This window comes from Agromyces sp. NPDC056523 (assembly GCF_042794545.1).
In the GTDB taxonomy this organism is placed as follows: domain Bacteria; phylum Actinomycetota; class Actinomycetes; order Actinomycetales; family Microbacteriaceae; genus Agromyces.
Genome location: NZ_JBHTTM010000005.1, coordinates 249286 through 266283, shown reverse-complemented (window position 1 = coordinate 266283; position 16998 = coordinate 249286). Strand labels below are relative to the sequence as shown.

12 protein-coding genes are annotated in these 16998 nt (G+C 71.4%); 3 read left to right on the top strand and 9 right to left on the bottom strand.

The window, feature by feature from the left end:
• Positions 1–37: 37 nt before the first annotated feature.
• On the top strand, positions 38–3274 hold the full coding sequence (locus ACFQ58_RS16595) for a glycosyl hydrolase (RefSeq protein ID WP_376952271.1): 3237 nt from the start codon (positions 38–40) through the stop codon (positions 3272–3274).
• Between the two features lie 144 nt (positions 3275–3418).
• Complete coding sequence (locus ACFQ58_RS16590; protein ID WP_376952270.1) at positions 3419–4729, top strand: ABC transporter substrate-binding protein; 1311 nt, start codon at positions 3419–3421, stop codon at positions 4727–4729.
• Positions 4730–4837: 108 nt separating this feature from the next.
• Here the strand turns inward: ACFQ58_RS16590 and ACFQ58_RS16585 are convergent, their stop codons facing one another.
• The 9 genes from ACFQ58_RS16585 to ACFQ58_RS16545 form a co-directional block, all read right to left on the bottom strand.
• Complete coding sequence (locus tag ACFQ58_RS16585; RefSeq protein WP_376952269.1) at positions 4838–5116, bottom strand: arginase family protein; 279 nt, start codon at positions 5114–5116, stop codon at positions 4838–4840.
• 153 nt (positions 5117–5269) lie between these two features.
• Positions 5270–6736, bottom strand: coding sequence for a family 43 glycosylhydrolase (locus ACFQ58_RS16580; RefSeq protein WP_376952268.1), 1467 nt, complete (start codon positions 6734–6736; stop codon positions 5270–5272).
• Positions 6733–7668, bottom strand: coding sequence for an alpha/beta hydrolase (locus ACFQ58_RS16575; protein ID WP_376952267.1), 936 nt, complete (start codon positions 7666–7668; stop codon positions 6733–6735). Before ACFQ58_RS16575 ends, ACFQ58_RS16580 begins: the two co-directional genes overlap by 4 nt.
• Positions 7665–9140, bottom strand: coding sequence for a DUF6379 domain-containing protein (locus ACFQ58_RS16570; protein WP_376952266.1), 1476 nt, complete (start codon positions 9138–9140; stop codon positions 7665–7667). The genes ACFQ58_RS16575 and ACFQ58_RS16570 overlap by 4 nt, the downstream gene beginning before the upstream one ends.
• A gap of 45 nt (positions 9141–9185) precedes the next feature.
• The gene (locus ACFQ58_RS16565; protein ID WP_376952265.1) at positions 9186–10487 is read right to left on the bottom strand and encodes a DUF6379 domain-containing protein; all 1302 of its coding nucleotides are present in this window, start codon (positions 10485–10487) and stop codon (positions 9186–9188) included.
• A gap of 35 nt (positions 10488–10522) precedes the next feature.
• On the bottom strand, positions 10523–12118 hold the full coding sequence (locus ACFQ58_RS16560; RefSeq protein ID WP_376952264.1) for a GMC oxidoreductase: 1596 nt from the start codon (positions 12116–12118) through the stop codon (positions 10523–10525).
• A gap of 20 nt (positions 12119–12138) precedes the next feature.
• Positions 12139–13632 (bottom strand): MFS transporter, encoded by a 1494-nt coding sequence (locus ACFQ58_RS16555; RefSeq protein WP_376952263.1) that lies wholly within the window; start codon positions 13630–13632, stop codon positions 12139–12141.
• Between the two features lie 129 nt (positions 13633–13761).
• Entirely contained in the window at positions 13762–14562 is an 801-nt protein-coding gene (locus ACFQ58_RS16550) for a hypothetical protein (RefSeq protein ID WP_376952262.1), read from the bottom strand.
• Complete coding sequence (locus tag ACFQ58_RS16545) at positions 14559–15596, bottom strand: Gfo/Idh/MocA family protein (RefSeq protein ID WP_376952261.1); 1038 nt, start codon at positions 15594–15596, stop codon at positions 14559–14561. The genes ACFQ58_RS16550 and ACFQ58_RS16545 overlap by 4 nt, the downstream gene beginning before the upstream one ends.
• 121 nt (positions 15597–15717) lie before the next feature.
• On the opposite strand from ACFQ58_RS16545, the gene ACFQ58_RS16540 reads away from it, so the two are divergent.
• Complete coding sequence (locus ACFQ58_RS16540; protein ID WP_376952260.1) at positions 15718–16986, top strand: ROK family protein; 1269 nt, start codon at positions 15718–15720, stop codon at positions 16984–16986.
• The last annotated feature ends 12 nt before the right edge of the window (positions 16987–16998 follow it).

Here is a 16998-nt window from a genome sequence, read left to right as displayed (position 1 = left end):
GGGCAGCGGCGAAGAAGCGATGGAAGGATTCAGACCCATGGACGCCGACCCGCTCTGGAGCGCCTTCGTCGACCCGCCCGACGAGGCGCGTCCCCGCGCGTGGTGGCACTGGATGGACGGGAACGTCGACCCGGCGGGCGTGGAACGCGACCTGCGCTGGCTGCACGCGGTCGGCGTGCGCGGCGCGCAGCTGTTCGACGGCGGGATGGGCGGCCCGCTCGTGGTGCCCGCTCCCGTTCGCCCGGGCAGCACGGAGTGGGTGCAGAGCGTCGAGACCGCCGTGCGCGTCGCGACGGAACTCGGCATGGAGCTCGCCGTCGCGACGTCGTCGGGATGGAGCGCTTCCGGCGGGCCGTGGGTCGAGCCCGCCGACGCGATGAAGAAGGTTGTCTGGTCGGAGGTGACGTTCACCGGCACCGGAGCGGATCCAGTCGAGGTCGGGCTGCCGCCCTTGCCCTCCGTGGCGGGGCTGTACCAGGACTGCCCGCGGTGGGCAGCGGCATCCGACGCGCCCGGCTGGTCGACGGACTGGCGGGTGCTCGCCTTCCCGGCCGATCCTGCGTATGAGGTGCTGCAGCCCTCGCGCGTCCACGGCTCGGCCGCTCTCGGAGACAGCTCGTGCCTGACCGACGGCGCGTTCGGTCCGACGCTGAGGCTCCCCCGCGACCCGGATGGCTGGTCGTCGGCGTGGATCGAGCAGGAGTTCGACGAACCCGTCACCGTGCGTTCCGTCGTGGTCGGACTGCCGGGACCGCGAGGGTTCGGCGCGGCGCCGCCCGCAACGGCGGTGCTGCAGGCGAGCGACGACGGTGACGTGTACCGGGACGTCACGGAACTGCCGACGTCGGCGATCCCCGCGCGTACCCTGAGCTTCCCCGCCGTCACCGCACGGCGCTTCCGGTTGCTGCTGTCGGCCGGAAGCGCGGCGGATGCGCTCCCGCCCGTCGCGGAGGGCGTGCGGCTGCCGCCCGTGCTCCGGAAGTCGGACGCGTTCGCGGTATCCGAGTTCGCGCTTCGGACCGGTGGGCGGGTGCACGTCGCCGAGGCCAAGGCGGGATTCGGCGTGGTGCCCGACTACTTCGCTGTTCCGACCGATCCGCTCGCCGTCTGGGGCGTCGTCGATCCCGCATCGATCGTCGACGTGACGCAACACGTCCGCGACGGCGTGCTCCGGTGGCACGCCCCACCCGGCCGCTGGACCATCCTGCGACTCGGCGCGTCGCTCACCGGCCAGACCAACGGCCCGGCGCCGGCCGACTCGACGGGCCTCGAGGTCGACAAGCTCGACGGCGAGCGCGTGCGCCGGTACCTCGCCACGCACCTCCGGCGCTTCGGTGTCGAGCGTGACGGCGAGTCATCCGCATCACCCGCCTTCACCGCCCTGCTCAGCGACAGCATCGAGGCGGGGCCGCAGAACTGGACCGACCGAATCCTCGAGGAGGTGACACGCCGGCGCGGCTACGACCCGACGGCGATGCTGCCCACGCTGGCCGGCTATCTCGTCGCGAGCGCGGAGGCGTCGGACCGGTTCCTGTACGACTACCGCCGCACTCTCGCCGACCTGCTGGCCCGCGAGTATTACGGCACGCTCGCCGACGAGGCGCACCGCCGCGGCATGACGTACTACGCCGAGGCGCTCGAAGACGGCAGGCCGCAGCTCGGCGACGACCTCGCGATGCGCGCGCACGCCGACGTGCCGATGGGCGCCATGTGGACCTTCGATCCCGACGACGGACCGATGCCGACGTACGTGGCCGACCTCAAGGGCGCTGCATCGGTCGCGCACGTCTACGGCCGCGATCGCGTCGGCGCGGAGGCGTTCACGTCGTTCGACCGACCGTGGTCGTGGACGCCGCGGACGCTCAAGCACATCGCCGACCTGCAACTCGCGCTCGGCGTGACGCGCTTCTGCATCCACACCTCGCCGCATCAACCGCTCGCGGCGCCGCTGCCGGGCATCGCCCTCGCGCCGTTCCTCGGACAGGCGTTCACCGCGAACGAGACGTGGGCGTCGATGGCTGGTCCGTGGATCGACTATCTCGCGCGCTGCTCCGCGCTCCTCGCCATGGGCCGGGCCGACGTCGACGTCGCGGTGTTCGTCGGCGAGGAGGCGCCGGTGACGGGCCTCTTCGAGCATGATCTCGACACCGCGGTTCCGGACGGGTTCGACTTCGACTACGTCGGGGCCGACGCGGTGCGCGACGTGCTGCGCGTGGTCGACGGGTCGGTCGCCGCCGAGGGCGCGAGGTACCGCGTGCTGTACCTCGGCGGGTCGAGCGAGCGGATGACGCTCCCGACGCTGCTCGCCCTCGAGCGCCTGCTCGACGCGGGCGCCACGATCGTCGGGCACCGTCCCCTCGCGACGCCGTCTCTTGCGGACGACGCGGACGCCTTCGAGGCCGCCGGCGACCGGATCTGGGGCGCAGCGCGGACACGGGGACGCGTCATCGCCACCGCGGATCTCGCGGCGGGTCTCGTGGAGCTCGGCCTCCGCCCGGCGCTGTCCATCGACGGCCCGCCCGTCAGGCGGGTCGGACGGATCGTCGAGGGCCGCCGCCTGACGTTCCTGGCGAATCCGGCCGCGGAATGCGTGGAGCTGCGGCTGGCCGTCGATCGTGACGCCCCGCCGCTCGTGGGGTGGGACCCGGTCGCCGTGCGCACGGTGCCTTGGGAGACGGTTGCGAGGGCGACGCCGGATGATCGCGCCGAGTACATGGTCTCGCTCCCCCCATTCGGATCGGTGTTCGTGCTCGACGCCGCGACGCCGTCCGCGCCGGTCGACGACGAGCGAACCGTGATCACGCCGCTCGAGGGAACGTGGACCGTGGCCCTGCCGGGCCACGCGGAGACATCCTTCTCACCCGCACCCCGGTTGTGGACCGATCTCGATGGACCCGGGCGCGGTTTCTCGGGGATCGGGAGCTACCGGCTCGAGGTCGAGTTCGAACCGCATCAGCTCGACGCGGAACAGCTCGAGGTGGACCTCGGCGGAGTGCACGACATCGCCCGGGTGACCGTGAACGGTGCCGAGTGCGGCATCGCGTGGACGGCGCCGCTCCGGGTCGACGTCACCGCCGCGCTGCGACAAGGCCGCAACAGGCTCGAGATCGACGTGGCAACACCCTGGCGCAACCGGCTCATCGCGGAGGCGACCGCGCCGAGCGGCGAGCTCCTCGACCCGATGACCCGCGTCTTCGAACCGACGGCATCGCCGCTCGCGGCCGGGCTCGAGGGGCCCGTCTCGCTGGTCGCCCGGGGCCGCCGCTCCGAGTGAGCGGAAGGCGTGATCAGCGGGACTATTGTGCCGCATAACCACTACTAATGTCAGAATCGGGCGGATGTGTGTCAGGCTGAACCTGCGGCCGTAGAGCCGCGCCAGCACCCAGGCTGGCGACAACGACGTCAGGAAAGGGCCGAAATGCCTCAGCACGCACAGCACCCCGCGACCAAGCCACTGCGATGGTCGCTCCTCGTGGCGCCGGTCGCCGGCGCCCTGATCCTCTCCGGCTGCGCTGCCGGTGGCGGCGATGATGGCGGCGACTCCGGAGGCGACTCCGCGGCCGCCGACAGCTTTAGCGTCATGGTGCCGCAGACCAACGACCAGGACACGGCGTACGCGCAGCTCCTCGAGCAGTACACCGAGGAGACCGGCGTCGACGTCGAGGTCATCCCCTACCCGGGCGACGCGTACAACACGCAGCTCACGACGCAGCTCCAAGGTGGCAACGCGGCCGACGTCATGATCGTCGCGCCGGGCACCGGGCAGCCCATCTCTGTGATCTCGCTCGCCGAGGCCGGCTTCCTCGAGCCGCTCGATGACACCTCGGCCGGCGTCATTCCCGAGGGCACCGAGTCCCTGTACGAGGTAGACGGCGAGATCTACGCGCAGCCGAACTCGCTCTCGGTCTCCGGCTTCGTCTACAACCCGGCCGCCGGTGAGGAGGTCGGCGTGGACGAGTTCCCGTCGACGTTCGACGACCTGCTCGAGGCCTGCACCACGGCACGAGACGGCGGGAAGAGCTTCGCCGTCGTCGCCGGTGGGGTGCCGTTCAACACGGGCCTCCTGGCCCAGATCGTCTCCGGTACGCGCGTGTACGCCGAGACGCCCGACTGGAACGAGCAGCGCGCGGCGGGCGACGTGACGTTCGCCGACAGCGACGGCTGGAAGCAGACCCTCGAGGACATCGTCACGATGAACGAGGAGGGCTGCTTCCAGGACGGCGCCGCCGGTGGCACGTTCGACTCGATCACCAACGGCCTCGGTGGCGGCTCTTCGCTGAGCGCACCCGTTCCCGGTTCGGCGGCGACGTCGATCAACGCCGGCGCGGGGCTCGAGACCGACGTCCAGGCCTTCCCGCCTGCTGAGGGGCAGGACCCGATCGCGCTCGCCTCGGCCAACTACGCGTGGGGCATCAACGCCGCCGCGGAGGACGGTACCAAGGCTGCGGCGCAGGAGTTCCTCGACTGGGCCGCCGAGCCCGAGCAGGCGAAGACCTTCGCCGACCTCTTCGGCGCCGTGCCGATCACCGGGGCAAGCGCGGACTCCCTGCTGCCGGTCTACCAGCCGATCGGCGAGCTGCTCGAGTCGGGCGCCTACACCGGCCTGCCGAACGCGACCTGGCCGAACCCGGCTGTGTACGACACCCTCGGCGTCGGCGTCCAGGGCCTCCTGACCGGCCAGAACACGGTCGACCAGGTCCTCGAGGAGATGGACGCCGCCTGGGGTTGATCGGCGTCGCACCACGTCCTGATCACCACCGACGGATCGCCGCTCGGGGCACGTGCCCCGGGCGGCGATCCGCGTTCCGTCCTCGCTCCTGGTAGGCCGAGCGGCGAGTCAGGTGACGGTCGCGAAGATCGGCTCGACGGAGGCCACCATCCGGCGTGCGGGCCCGTCCGACCCGCCGTCGGGCGTCTCATCGGTCTCCAGTTCGGCGATCTGGATGCCGACGACCTCGTGCTCGGCGATCACCTCGGCGCACGCGAAGAGCTGGTCGAGGGTCATGCCGTCGGGTATCGAGTAGTCGGTCGGCACGATTCCCGGATCGAGCAGCTCGCAGTCGACGTGCACGTAGACGGGCCGCCCGGCGATGGCCGCGCGCAGTTGCCCGGCCATGCCCGCGCCGACCGGGACCAGCGCGACTGATCCGTCGTCGACGAGCCGCTGCTCGGGCGGGTCGCGGCTCCTGACAGGCTGGACGGTACGTCCAAGCTACGCACCGAACCGGTGCTGGCGACACCGTTCCCCTCGAAATCGGTGTCCGGCGGGTCACCCGAGCGGCCGGTACCGCAGGCCGCGGAAGGTCACGTGACCCTCGCCCGCCGAATAGATGGCGGGACGCAGGCTCAGCAGGTCGCCCATCGTGTTCGCGTGGTACCCCGAGGTCTCGTACCGGAGGCCGTGCCGGACCCACTCCCCGCCAGGCAGGGCGTACCACGACGTGACGATGTGCTCCTCGTTGCGGATCCGCAGCCGCAGCCGCCGAGCTGACGGCGCGGGCTCGCGCCAGTGCGTGCGATGACCGCCCGAGTAGCTCAGCATCCGCTCACCATCGAGTCCCATGCCGCAGAACAGCTGGTCGTTGAAGAACAGGAGCAGGCCGCCCTCGACCGGGCCCGGCCCGAGCTCCACGTCCACCTCGATCTCGTACGAGTGGTCGCCGGTCACCAGGCAGAGCGGCGACGTGTCCGCCGGGTCGGCGCCCTTCGCCTGCAGCACGAGATCGCTGCCGTCGAGGCGCAGCCGGTCCGCCTCACCGGGCGACGGCGCGTGGAACGCCCACCGGTCGCCGAGGCGGAACGCCGTCGCGTCGAGGGCGAATCCCACGGACGGGCCCTGCGGCGCGGCATCCACCGGCGCCGGCTGCGCCGCACCGATGTCGCGTGCTGCCGCCACCGGCCAGCCGTCATCGGTCCACGAGATCGGCTCGAGCAGGACCTGCCGGCCGAGCGTGCGGAACCCGTTCTCGTACCCGTGCGACAGCATCCACCACGCTTCGCCCGGCCCCCGCAGGATCGTCGCGTGGCCACGCGACCACCAGCGCTCCGACGCATCACGCGTGCGGGCGATGGGGTTGGCCGGATAGTTCTCCCACGGTCCGTGCACCGAACGGGATCGCGCGACGATCACCATGTGGCCGGTAGGCGGGCCCGCGGTGCCACCGACCGCACTGACGAGGTAGAACCACTCGCCGCGACGGAGCAGTTTGGGCCCCTCGAGCGCGTACGCCTCGGTCACCCAGTCGTCGGGGTAGCGCCATCCGTCGTAGACCTGCTCGAGGTCGCCGACCGTCGCGAGGCCGTCATCCGTGAGCCGTACCATCCGGATGCCGTTCACCAGCAGGTAGCGCGTGCCGTCCTCGCCGACGACGTGACCCGGGTCGATGGCGCCGCGGATGCCGAGGTCGATCGGCTGGGACCACGGACCGCGCATCGACGGTGCGTGGATCACGAAGATCGAGGCGTCCGCGAGCGCCGACCACGGCGTCGGGATGAACGGGATGTAGATGAAGAACCGTCCGTCGTGCTCGGCGATGTCGACGGCGAAGGTGCTGCCGAGCGGTTCCGGCAGCGCCGAACCCTCGAACGTCCAGTTCACGAGGTCGGTCGAACGGTACAGCGGCAAGCCCGGGGCCGATTCGAACGAGGAGTAGGTGAGCCAGTACTCGTCGCCGACGCGGATGACGGCCGGATCGGGTCGGTCGCCCGCCAGCACCGGGTTGGTGAAAGTGGTCATCGGCCGATCCACGCGGCCACCGCGTCGATCGTTCGCAGCGCACCCTGGTCGCCGGGCTGGTCGATGTGGCCGTGCCGGGCGCCGGCCTCGAGGCGGAGGTGCACGTCGACGCCGGCGGCCGCGACCGTCTCGGCGAACCGCTCGCCCGACGTCCGCAGGTCGTCGAGCTCGCACACGACGATGAGCGTCGGCGGGAACTCGTGTCCGTCGCCGAGCCCCGCGAACGCCTGCGAATCGGTGAGGGTCTCGTCCGTCCCCGCATAGTTGAGGGCGAGCTGACCGTGCGGTGAACCGAGGTCGACCGTCGCCGAGCCCGCCGGACCGTTCGGGTGCAGGACCGGGTAGACGAGCACGAGCCCCGCCGGCAGCGGTTCGCCCGCGTCGCGCAGTCGCGTGACGGCGCTCGCGGTGAGTGTGCTGCCCGCGCTGGCACCGCCGAGCACGAGCGACTGCGGCTCGACGGCGACGAGCTCCGCTGCGGCATTGCGTACGTACCGCCACGCGGCGAGCACATCGTCGGACGGGACGGGGTAGTGCACGTCGCCGAGGCACTTCGCATAGTCGATCGACACGACCGGGATGCCACGTGCGGCGAGTTCTCGCGCGACCCAGTTCGACTCGGGCATGTCGAGGTGGCCGCCGATGAAGGCGCCCCCGTGCACCCATACGAGCGCGCGGCCCGTGGGCGTTGCCGCCGCATCGCTGTAGATACGGATCGGGACCGGACCGCGGCGCCCCTCCACCGTACGGTCTTCGGTCGCGACGCCCGCGAGGTGCGGGAACCGTCGCACGAGCGACGCCGTGTCGATGTCGGGCCGGGGATCGGCCGGCTCTCCGTGCTCGGCCAGCCACCGAATGGCTTCGGGCACCGGCATCCGGCGGAAATCTGGCACACCCGCGGTGTCGGTCTCCAGCGCCTCGGTGCCGGTCATGCCGGCTGCACCGCCCGCATGCTCGCGCGGATCAGGTCGTGCTGGCGCCGGACGAGCAGCAGCGGGTCGACCTCGCCGAGTTCGGCGAACGCGTGGCCCTCCCACTCGCTCGACCAGTAGCCGCGGTAGCCGCCCTCGACGAAGACGCGCACGAGCTCGGGGTAGTCGATTGCGGGCTCCTGGCCGCGCTCGTCGATGTCGTAGAACTTCGCGTGCACGTGCAGGATCTGCGGCATGATGTCGGCCCACTCGCGCGGGTCGACGTGGCCGTGCATGTTGAACGCCAGGTGCGCGAAGGAGCCGAGCCTGCCCGGGTCGAAGTCGCGACCGCGGAGGTAGCCGATGAACTCCTCCTGCCGCTCGCGCATGGGCGCGTCGGTCGCCCAGATCGCCTGCAGGCGGTCGACCGCCTGGTCGTCGAGGCCAGCACGACGGACGGCGCGCAGCAGCGTCGGCGACATGGCGTGCATGGTCGACGAGAAGTCGGCGACGAAGCCCAGCAGCGGCGAGTCGAGCTCCTCGTACACCTCCCGCACCTTCAGGATCGGCTCGGCGTTCGGGCCCATGGGCGCGTGGATCTCGTACGCGAGCTTGAGGTCGAGCTGCTCGGCGATCGGGAGCAGGCGACGCAGCAGCTCGGGCTTCGCGCTCTGGATGCGCACGAGCGGGAAGCCCAGCTTCGCCGCGCCTCGGAACAGCGTCTCGGTGAACTCGAACTCCTCATCGGGCGTCATGTCGCGATCGCGGCGGCGGCCCATGTCGAGGTTCGCGCCGAACGAGCTCGCGTCGAAGCCGTGCCGGTCGAACGCGTCGCGCCAGGTGCGCACGAAGTCGTCCGACACGATCGGATAGGTCGGCAGCACCTGCGAGGCGACGATCTCGATGCCCGGTCCGATCCCGAGCTCGGCCACGCGGTCGAGCAGGCCCGAGAAGTCGTACCAGCCGGCGCGGAACTCGGCGCTCGCGGAGTAGAGCGTGAGGCCGAGCTTGAACGGGTCGGCGTCTTCGGCGGGCGGCGGCGCAGCCACATCCGTCACCAACGCCGGCGCCGGTGCGTCGCGGTCGGTGACGGTCAGCGTGAGCGACTGCCGCACGACGTTCGGCACGTACATGCCCGGCCCGCCGTTGGCGCCGGGTGCGATCTGCATGTACGGCAGCCGCAGCTCGCCGAAGACCTCCACGTCGTGGGTCTCGCCGAGCGCGACAGGCTGTTCGCGCCGCACGATGAGCAGCGGGTGCGCCTGCAGGTACCAGAGCACCTCGCTCTGCTGCGGCAGCTCGTCGAGCGCGTAGCGCTCGCCGTCGAGCTCGAACGCGAGGTCGCCCGCGGGCACCTCCTCGCCGTCGATCGTGAGCCGCAGGGTCGAGACCGACGAGAGCCAGAGGCTGCGGTACCACGGGAGCGTGAGCGAGAGCGCGAGGCCCTCGGGGTGGGTGTGCAGGCTGTCCGCCTGGATGAGTCCGTTCGGCATGGTCGGTGTCCTGTCCTGGGTGGTTCGTGAGGCGGATGCCGCGGCTCAGAGCCCTGCGGCGATGCGGCGGATGAGCGAGTGCTGGCGTCGCACCTGTTCGATCGAGCGCCACGGCGTGCGCTCGCCCTCGTACTCGCTCGAGAGGTAGCCCGTGTAGCCGGCGTCCTTGAGCGCGCGGAGCACGGGCTCCCACGGGATCTGCTGGTCCTCGAGGTGCTCGTCGATGTCGTGGAACTTCGCCTGGATGAACACGACGTACTTCGCGATGTCGGCGATGTCGGCGGAGTCCACGCCGATGCCGTCGAGGAACGCCGGCCGCTGCCCGGGCAGCTCACCCGGCCGCAGCGGGATGGGGCGATCCTGGAAGATGCCGGTGTCGAGCAGCAGCCCGAAGTGCTTCGTGCCGGTGCGCTCGATGAGGTCGATGTAGTCGTCGACGACCGGGTGCTTGATCGGCGTCGGCGAGTGGATCTCGGGGCAGATGACGACGTCGAGCTCGGCCGCGAGATCGAGCGAGCGCTCCACCGACTCGGTCCAGATGGGATCGGGCACGAGGTCGCTCGAGACGACCCCGATCTTGGGCCGGACGAACCGGAAGCCGAGGCGCTTCGCCAGCCGCAGGTCCCGTTGCAGCATGCCCGCGCCTTCCTCGGCGGTGAGCCGACGGGCGTTCGGCCCGCTCGAGTGCAGGCGGGTGTCGATCCACGAGCCGTAGTTCGTCGGCTCGAGCCCGTACTGGTCGAGGAGCGCGAACCAGCGGTCGATCCATTCCGCGGATGGCTCGGGGTAGCCCGCGATGTGGCCCTCGCCGAGGATCTCGACGCCGGTCGCGCCGACGTCGGCGACGTGGGCGAGCGCCGTCTCGAGGTCGAGCACCGTGCCGTAGTCGGTCATGTAGCTGTAGAGCGACACGCCGTACTGGAACGGCCCGCCGTCGCCGTCCGGCGAGAGCGTGATGTGCCGGCTCACCCGGTAGGTGCTCGGCTGGTGCTCCTCCGGGATGTACGACATGCGCAGCCGCAGCTCGACGGAGACCTCGTGCGTGCCCTCCGGCAACCCGCCCTCGAACGGCACCGTGACCACGGCCGCGTCCTCGAGCGGCCAGCGCACGCCGTCGAGGTCCCACAGCTCGGCGAGCGTGAAGGTGCGGCCTCCGAAGGTCCAGAACGGCACCTCTGGACCGACGTCGACGAGGTCGCCGACGCGCACCGCGATGCCGTCGATGAGGGAGGCGGCCATGCCGCGGTACGACGGCATGCGCACGCGGAACTGGAAGCCGGTGACGCGATCGCCGTCCCGCACGTTGCGGAAGCCGGTGGACTGGATGAGGTCTCGCTCGAGCAGCATCGTCGCTCGCTCTCCTTGTCTGGGGTGGTCTCGGTTCAGGCGCCGACGGATGCCTCGGTGCGGGCCGCGAGCGTCTCGACGGCCTTGCGCGCCCCGCGCACCGCGATCGCCACGCTCATGAGCGTCGGGTTCATGGTGGTCGGCGTGGGGATGAGTGCGTTGCCGCCGACGACGAGGCCGTCGACGCCCCACACGCGTGACCAGGGGTCGGCGACGGACGTGCCGTCGTCGCTCGCGCCCATGCGCATGGTGCCCTGGTAGTGCAGGCTCGAGCCGTTCGGCATGAGCCGCGGCTCCGCGACGAACGTGCCGAGCGCGTCCCCAGCGCGGCGCAGCCGCTCGGTCGCGGCCTCGATCTCGGTGAGCTCGCGCTCGGTGAGCTCGTACTCGATCGTCATGTTCGGGAAGCCGCGGTAGTCGAGCTCGGCGTCGTCGAACGTGACGGCGTCCTCGAAGCGCGGGAACTTCCGCATCCCATAGCCCATGTTCACGTAGCCCCAGCGGTTGCCGGCATGCGGGTGCGCCGGGTCGAGCTGGAACGGCGGGTTCTCGGCGTACATGACCTGCAGCGAGAAGGGGTGCCTGGGCTCCGAGAACGGGATGCGGTTGACCGCGGCGACCGGGTCGGCCGCGTTGGTCGCGCGGCGTGCGAGTTCGGCGTCGAGCTGCTCCTCGGTCGCGAACCGCCCCATCTTCCCCGCGTCGAGGGCGACGGTGGAGATCACCACCGGGTGCTCGGTGAGGTAGTGGCCGAGCGCGGCCGGGCGGATGCCAGACGCCCACAGCAGCTGCGGTGAGCGGAACGCGTCGGCGGCCACCACGACGAGGTCGGCGGCCACGAACGAGGTCTCCTTCGTGCGGAGGTCCTCCACGGTGACGCCCGTGATCCGGTCGCCGTCGCGTTCGACGCGGCGCACGAGCGCGAGGTCGCGCAGCTCGAACCGCTCGGCGAGCGGGTCGCCGGACTCGATGAGCGGACCGAGCACCGCGTCGGCGCCGGCCCAGCGCATCGTGCCGTCGGGCAGGGGGTCGCCGGCGACGGGCAGCGTGCTGGGGCCGTAGCCCTCGGGCAGCTCGCCGTTGAACTCCTCCGACAGCAGCGAGCGGATGGCGCGACCGACCGACGAGTCGGCGAATGCGGCGCTCTGCTTGTGCAGCAGCCCCTCGGCGGTGTCGATCAGGTCGGCCCACTCGTCGTCGGCGATGAAGTCGACCTTCTCGCTGAACGCCGGCCGCGGGATCGCGCACGTCCAGTGGGCGCCCTGGCCGCCGACGTTGGTCGCGCCGGCCGCGGCCGGGAACGTCGGGGCGTGCGCGGATCCCTCTCCGCCGAAGTCGAGGAGGTGCGTGCCCTGGCGGGCCGTGAACATGCCCTCGACGACCGTGGCGGCGGGGATGCCGAGCGACTCGCGGTGGTCGCCGGCCTGCGGGCCCTGCGACATCTCGCGAGCGCGGGCCTTCTCGTCGGGGTCCGCGATGTTGCGGACGCTCTCGCCGGGTCGCGCGGTCAGCTGCGGGCCGGCTTCGAACATGACGACGCGGGCGTCGGGGAGTCCTTCGAGCAGCAGGCGGGCGTAGGCCGAGCCGATCGGTCCGCTGCCGACGACGGCGATGGTGGGGTGGTGGGACATGCGGGTCTCCTCTTCGAGTCTCACGCGGTGAGGGGTTCTGGTGCGGCTTCGGCCGCGGGTTCGAGTTCGTCGGACAGCCGGCCCGCCGGAAGCAGGACGGCGGCGACGATTCCGAGGGCGTACGTGACGGCGAGCGCGAGGAACACCGGCGCGAGCACCTCGCCGTAGATCTGGGCGACCTCGGCCTGTACCGCGGCCGATGAGCCGTGCACGAGCTGCGGCGTGAGCGTGGCGGCATCGAGGCTCGCGGGCAGCGCGGCGGCGACGCCCGCGCCGATCACGCCGCCGATCACCGCGGTCGCGACCGTCGAGCCCATCTGGCGCACCAAGTTGACGGTCGCCGTGATGGTGCCCGTCTCGTGGCGCGGCGCGGCATCCTGCACGACCGCGACGATGAGGCTCATGAACGCCCCCGTGCCGATGCCGACGATGCTCATGACGACCATGGGCACCCAGAGTGGCGTGCCCACGGGCAGCATCGACATGACGAGCAGGCCAGCCGCCCCGAGCGCTGTGCCGATGATCGGGTAGACGCGGTAATGGCCGGTGCGGCTGACGAGCCATCCGGTCGCGAGGTTCGAGACGAGCATGCCGAAGACCGTCGCGATCGGAACCAGCCCCGACACCGTGGCCGAGGTGCGGTAGGCCATCTGGAAGTAGGTCGGCAGGTACGCCGTCACCGAGAACAGGCCGATGCCGATGATGGCCGACAGGGCGACGCCCGCCGAGATCGTGCGGTTCGCGAAGAACCGCAGCGGCACGATCGGCTCGTCGACTCGCAGCTCGATCGCGAAGAACGCCGCGAACGCGATGCCCGAGAGCGCGAAGGCGACCACGGCGGCGGATGCTGCGTCGGGGTCGCCGATCCAGGTGACGGCGAGCACGAGCGAGACGAAGGCGATGGTGAAGGCGACCGCGCCGGCGAGGTCGAACCGGCGTCGGGCGCCGGGCTCGATGTGCGGGACGGCGAACACTGCCAGCGCGAGTGCGGCCAGCCCGAACGGCAGGTTGATCCAGAACACCCACTGCCAGCCCCAGTAGTCGGTGATCGCACCACCGAGTACCGGCCCGACGAGGATCGCGATCGGGAACGCCGCGCCGACGATGCTCATGTACTTCGGGCGATCGCGCGGCGTGGTGACGTGCGCGACGATCGTCTGCGACATGAGGTGCAGCCCTGCCGAGCTGACGCCCTGCGCGACGCGCGCGATGACGAGCTGGGTCATGTCCTGCGCGAATCCGCAGGCGAGTGAGGACACGAGGAAAACGGCGAGCGAGGTCAGGAACACGAGGCGTGGGCCGACGAGGTCGCCGACCTTGCCGATCACGGGCATGAGGACGGTGCTCGCCAGGGTGTAGCCGACGACGACCCAACCCATGTGCTGGAGGGCGCCGAGCTCGCCGGCGACGGTCGCGAGTGAGGTCGCCACGATCGTGTGGTCGAGCGCACCGAGGATGGAAACGGTCAGGAGCGACGCGATGAGGAGGCGGAGCCTGATCGGGGAAAGCGGCATCAGTGGGGTTCGCCCGAACGATCGGGCCGTCGACGCGACCGGATGTGCCCTCCCCGCAGCATCACGGTTCGGATCGGACCCCGGAGGGCCCCAACGTCATGTCGATTCTAGACCGGCTTTAGTCAAATATCAACTAAAGTTGGCGGAAGTCAGCCCGAACGCGATCGCCGCGGTCTCTTCATCGTCGATCAGCCCTGCGAGATCGCCGACGACATCGCTCGACTCGAGCGATGCCGCCATCGCACGGCGGAGCACGGCCCGTTCGCCGCTCTCGAAGCGGGTCGGGGCGACCAGCCGACCGCGGCTCGTACTCGTGGCCAGCTCGCACCGGCCGAGCGCGGCGTCGAGCTCGAACTCCGTCGTCGTCTCCCCCAGGGCCTGGATGCGGAGCCACTCGCCGTCGGGGCGGATCGCGGCGGCGATGAGCGAGCCGACCACGCGCCCGTCGGACCGGGATCGCAGCAGGGCGCTCACGCCGACCGATGCGCCCGCGCCGGATGCGACGTCGACCGGCCCGCCGCCGAACGCGCGAATCCATCCGATCGCGTCGCGGACGAGCGCGGGCAGGTGGTCGACGCTCGCCCGACCCTCCGCGACGACGACGCGAGGAGGAGGCGCCTCACCGCGATGCTCGAGCGCCACGGCCACCAGGTCGTGTCGGACGCGGGGACGGTGGACGAGGATCGGCACGGCGTCGGGAGCGGCGAGCGCGCGGACCGCGTCCAGGGGAACCTCGATCGGCGCGTCGACGACGATGGCGGCAGCTGGCGCGTCGATCGCCCTCGCTGCGGCGTCCCACCACGCGGTGGCGCCGTCGACGACCACGATCGCTCCGGCCGGGTCCGCGGTGAGCCGGGCGCTCGCGGGCAACTCCGCGACCGCGACACGGTACGCGTGGAGGTCGGTGAGGACCGGAACGGCGGCGGTCACGACGTGACTCCCTCGCGGACCGCGGCGGCACCATCCGCCAATCGGATCGCGAACAACGCGTCGTCGAGCACCTCGTGGAGTTCGGCCGTCCCGGAACCGTCGAGCATCGCGGCCAGCGCACGCCACTCGCGCACGTACCCGTCCTCGAGGTCGCGACGGTACGTCGTCGAGCTCAGGTCGCCGTGCCGCACTCGGACGGTCGCGCTGCCGGCGTGCACGAACGCGGGCGGGAACTCGACGTCGACCCGGTCGGTCGCCGTCCCGACGCTGAGCCGCCACACCGGGTCGGGCCCGTCGGGCAGCATCACGGCGGTGAGCAGCACGCGCACGCCGCTCGACCGGAATCCCAGGGTGTACCCGATCGGCGGCACGAGTGCGGCGAAGTCGACGCCCTCGAGCTCGGGTGCGAGGTCGCGCACCGCCGGAAGGTCGTGCACGGCGAGCCCGATCACCAACTGACGGATCACGGCCGACGCGATCGCGGGGTCCGTCAGGTCGGGAGCGCCGCGCGGCGGCGTCGGGCCGGCGGCCGGCTCGCTCACGACCCCATGGAACCGGCCGTTGGGCGGCAGGGCGACCGTGGCGGTGATCGTGCGGACGTCGGATCCCAGCGCGACGAGGTGGCGCTTGGCTCGATCCCAAGCTTCGTCGTAGAGGTGGTTGGTCGCGACGAGCAGCGGCACGCCCGCCTCACGGCACGCGTCGACGACCGCTTGCGCGTCCTCTTCCGTCGTGGCGAGGGGCTTCTCGCAGAGGATGCCGCGAACGCCGGCCGCCAGGCTGTCGAGGATCTGGCGGGCGTGCTCGGAGGGCGGGCTGCAGATCGCGACCACGTCGACGGACGGATCCGCGAGGAGTTCGGCGGTGCCGCTGGAGCTGGCCGCGCCGGCCTGCGCGGCCAGCTCGGCAGCGCGCCCGCTGCCGGCATCGGCGATGTGGACGACGCGGAACAGGTCGTCGAGGCGCGCCAGGGTGGGCAGGTGCAATGCGGCAGCCCCGGGCCCCGCGCCGATCATCCCGACTCCCCATGCCATGCGATCTCCTCGGCTCGTCACCGTCGACTTCGGTCTTGACTATACAAAAGTGACCGCGGTGGCTGTCCATAGTTACGCCGAAATCGACAGTGGATGACGCGTCTTGTGCCAGAATCGGTGCATGACACGCGAGTCCACGCTCCGATTCGGGGCACAGACCGACGAGGTCACGAGCCTGCTGCGCATCGTGAACCTCGTCCGCACGGGTGAGGCGACCACCCGCCCCGAGATCGGCCGGGTGACCGGGCTGGGGCGCGGCGTCGTGACGCAACGCGTCGACCAGGCGATCGACATGGGCTTCCTCGCCGACGGCGAGTTCGGCCCTTCGTCCGGCGGGCGCGCGCCACGCACGCTGCGATTCCGATCCGAGCAGGGCCGCATCATCGTGTGCGCGTTCGGCGCCCTGCACATCCGCGTGGGGATCGCCTCCCTGCTCGGCGACGTCATCGACCACAGCCACACGCCGTGGGACATCGCGCGCGGTCCGGCCGAGACGATCGACAAGGCCCTCGAGATGCTCGACGAGATCCTCGCCCGTCACGAGGACGTGCCGGTCTGGGGCATCGCCGTCGGCATCCCCGGCCCCGTGGACTTCGAGAGCGGTCGCCCGGTCGCCCCGCCGATCATGCCCGGCTGGAACGGCTTCGACATGCGGCGCCGGTTCGAGGAGCGGTTCGGCGCGCCCACCTGGGTCGACAACGACGTGAACCTCCTCGCGTTCAGCGAGCGCGCCCGACGGGAGGACGAACTCCCCGACCTGATCTTCTGCAAGGTGGGCACCGGCATCGGCGCGGGCCTGCTCTCGCGGGGCCGCATCCACCGGGGCACCAACGGCGCCGCCGGCGACATCGGGCACGTGCGCGTCCGCGACTCCGAGGCGCAGTGCCGCTGCGGCAAGATCGGATGCCTCGAGGCCGAGGCCGGCGGCTGGGCGCTGGTGCGCGACGCCGAGGCCGCCGTGCAGGAGGGCGGGCACGGTGCGCTCGTCAAGGTCGTCGAACGCGGCGAACCGATCACCCCCGAGGCGATCGCGCTGGCCGCCGTCGACGGCGACGCACTCGCGATCTCGCTGATCCAGCGTTCGGCCCGGCTCGTCGGCGAGTCGATCGCCGCGCTCGTCAACATGTTCAACCCCGGTGTCATCGTCGTCGGCGGCGCCGTGTCGTCCGCCGGCGAGGTGTTCCTCGCTGAGGTGCGACAGCGCGTCTACGAGCTCTCGCTGCCGCTGGCGACGCGCGACCTCAGCATCGTGCGCTCGCACGGCGACGAGAAGGAACCCCTGCGCGGTGGCGCCGAGATGGTGCGCGAGCAGCTGTTCGAGGCGACGTTCCCGCGATGGTTCGCCGAGGGTCGGCCGCTGATCCGCGACGTCATGCCCGCGGCATCCTGAACCACTTCTTCC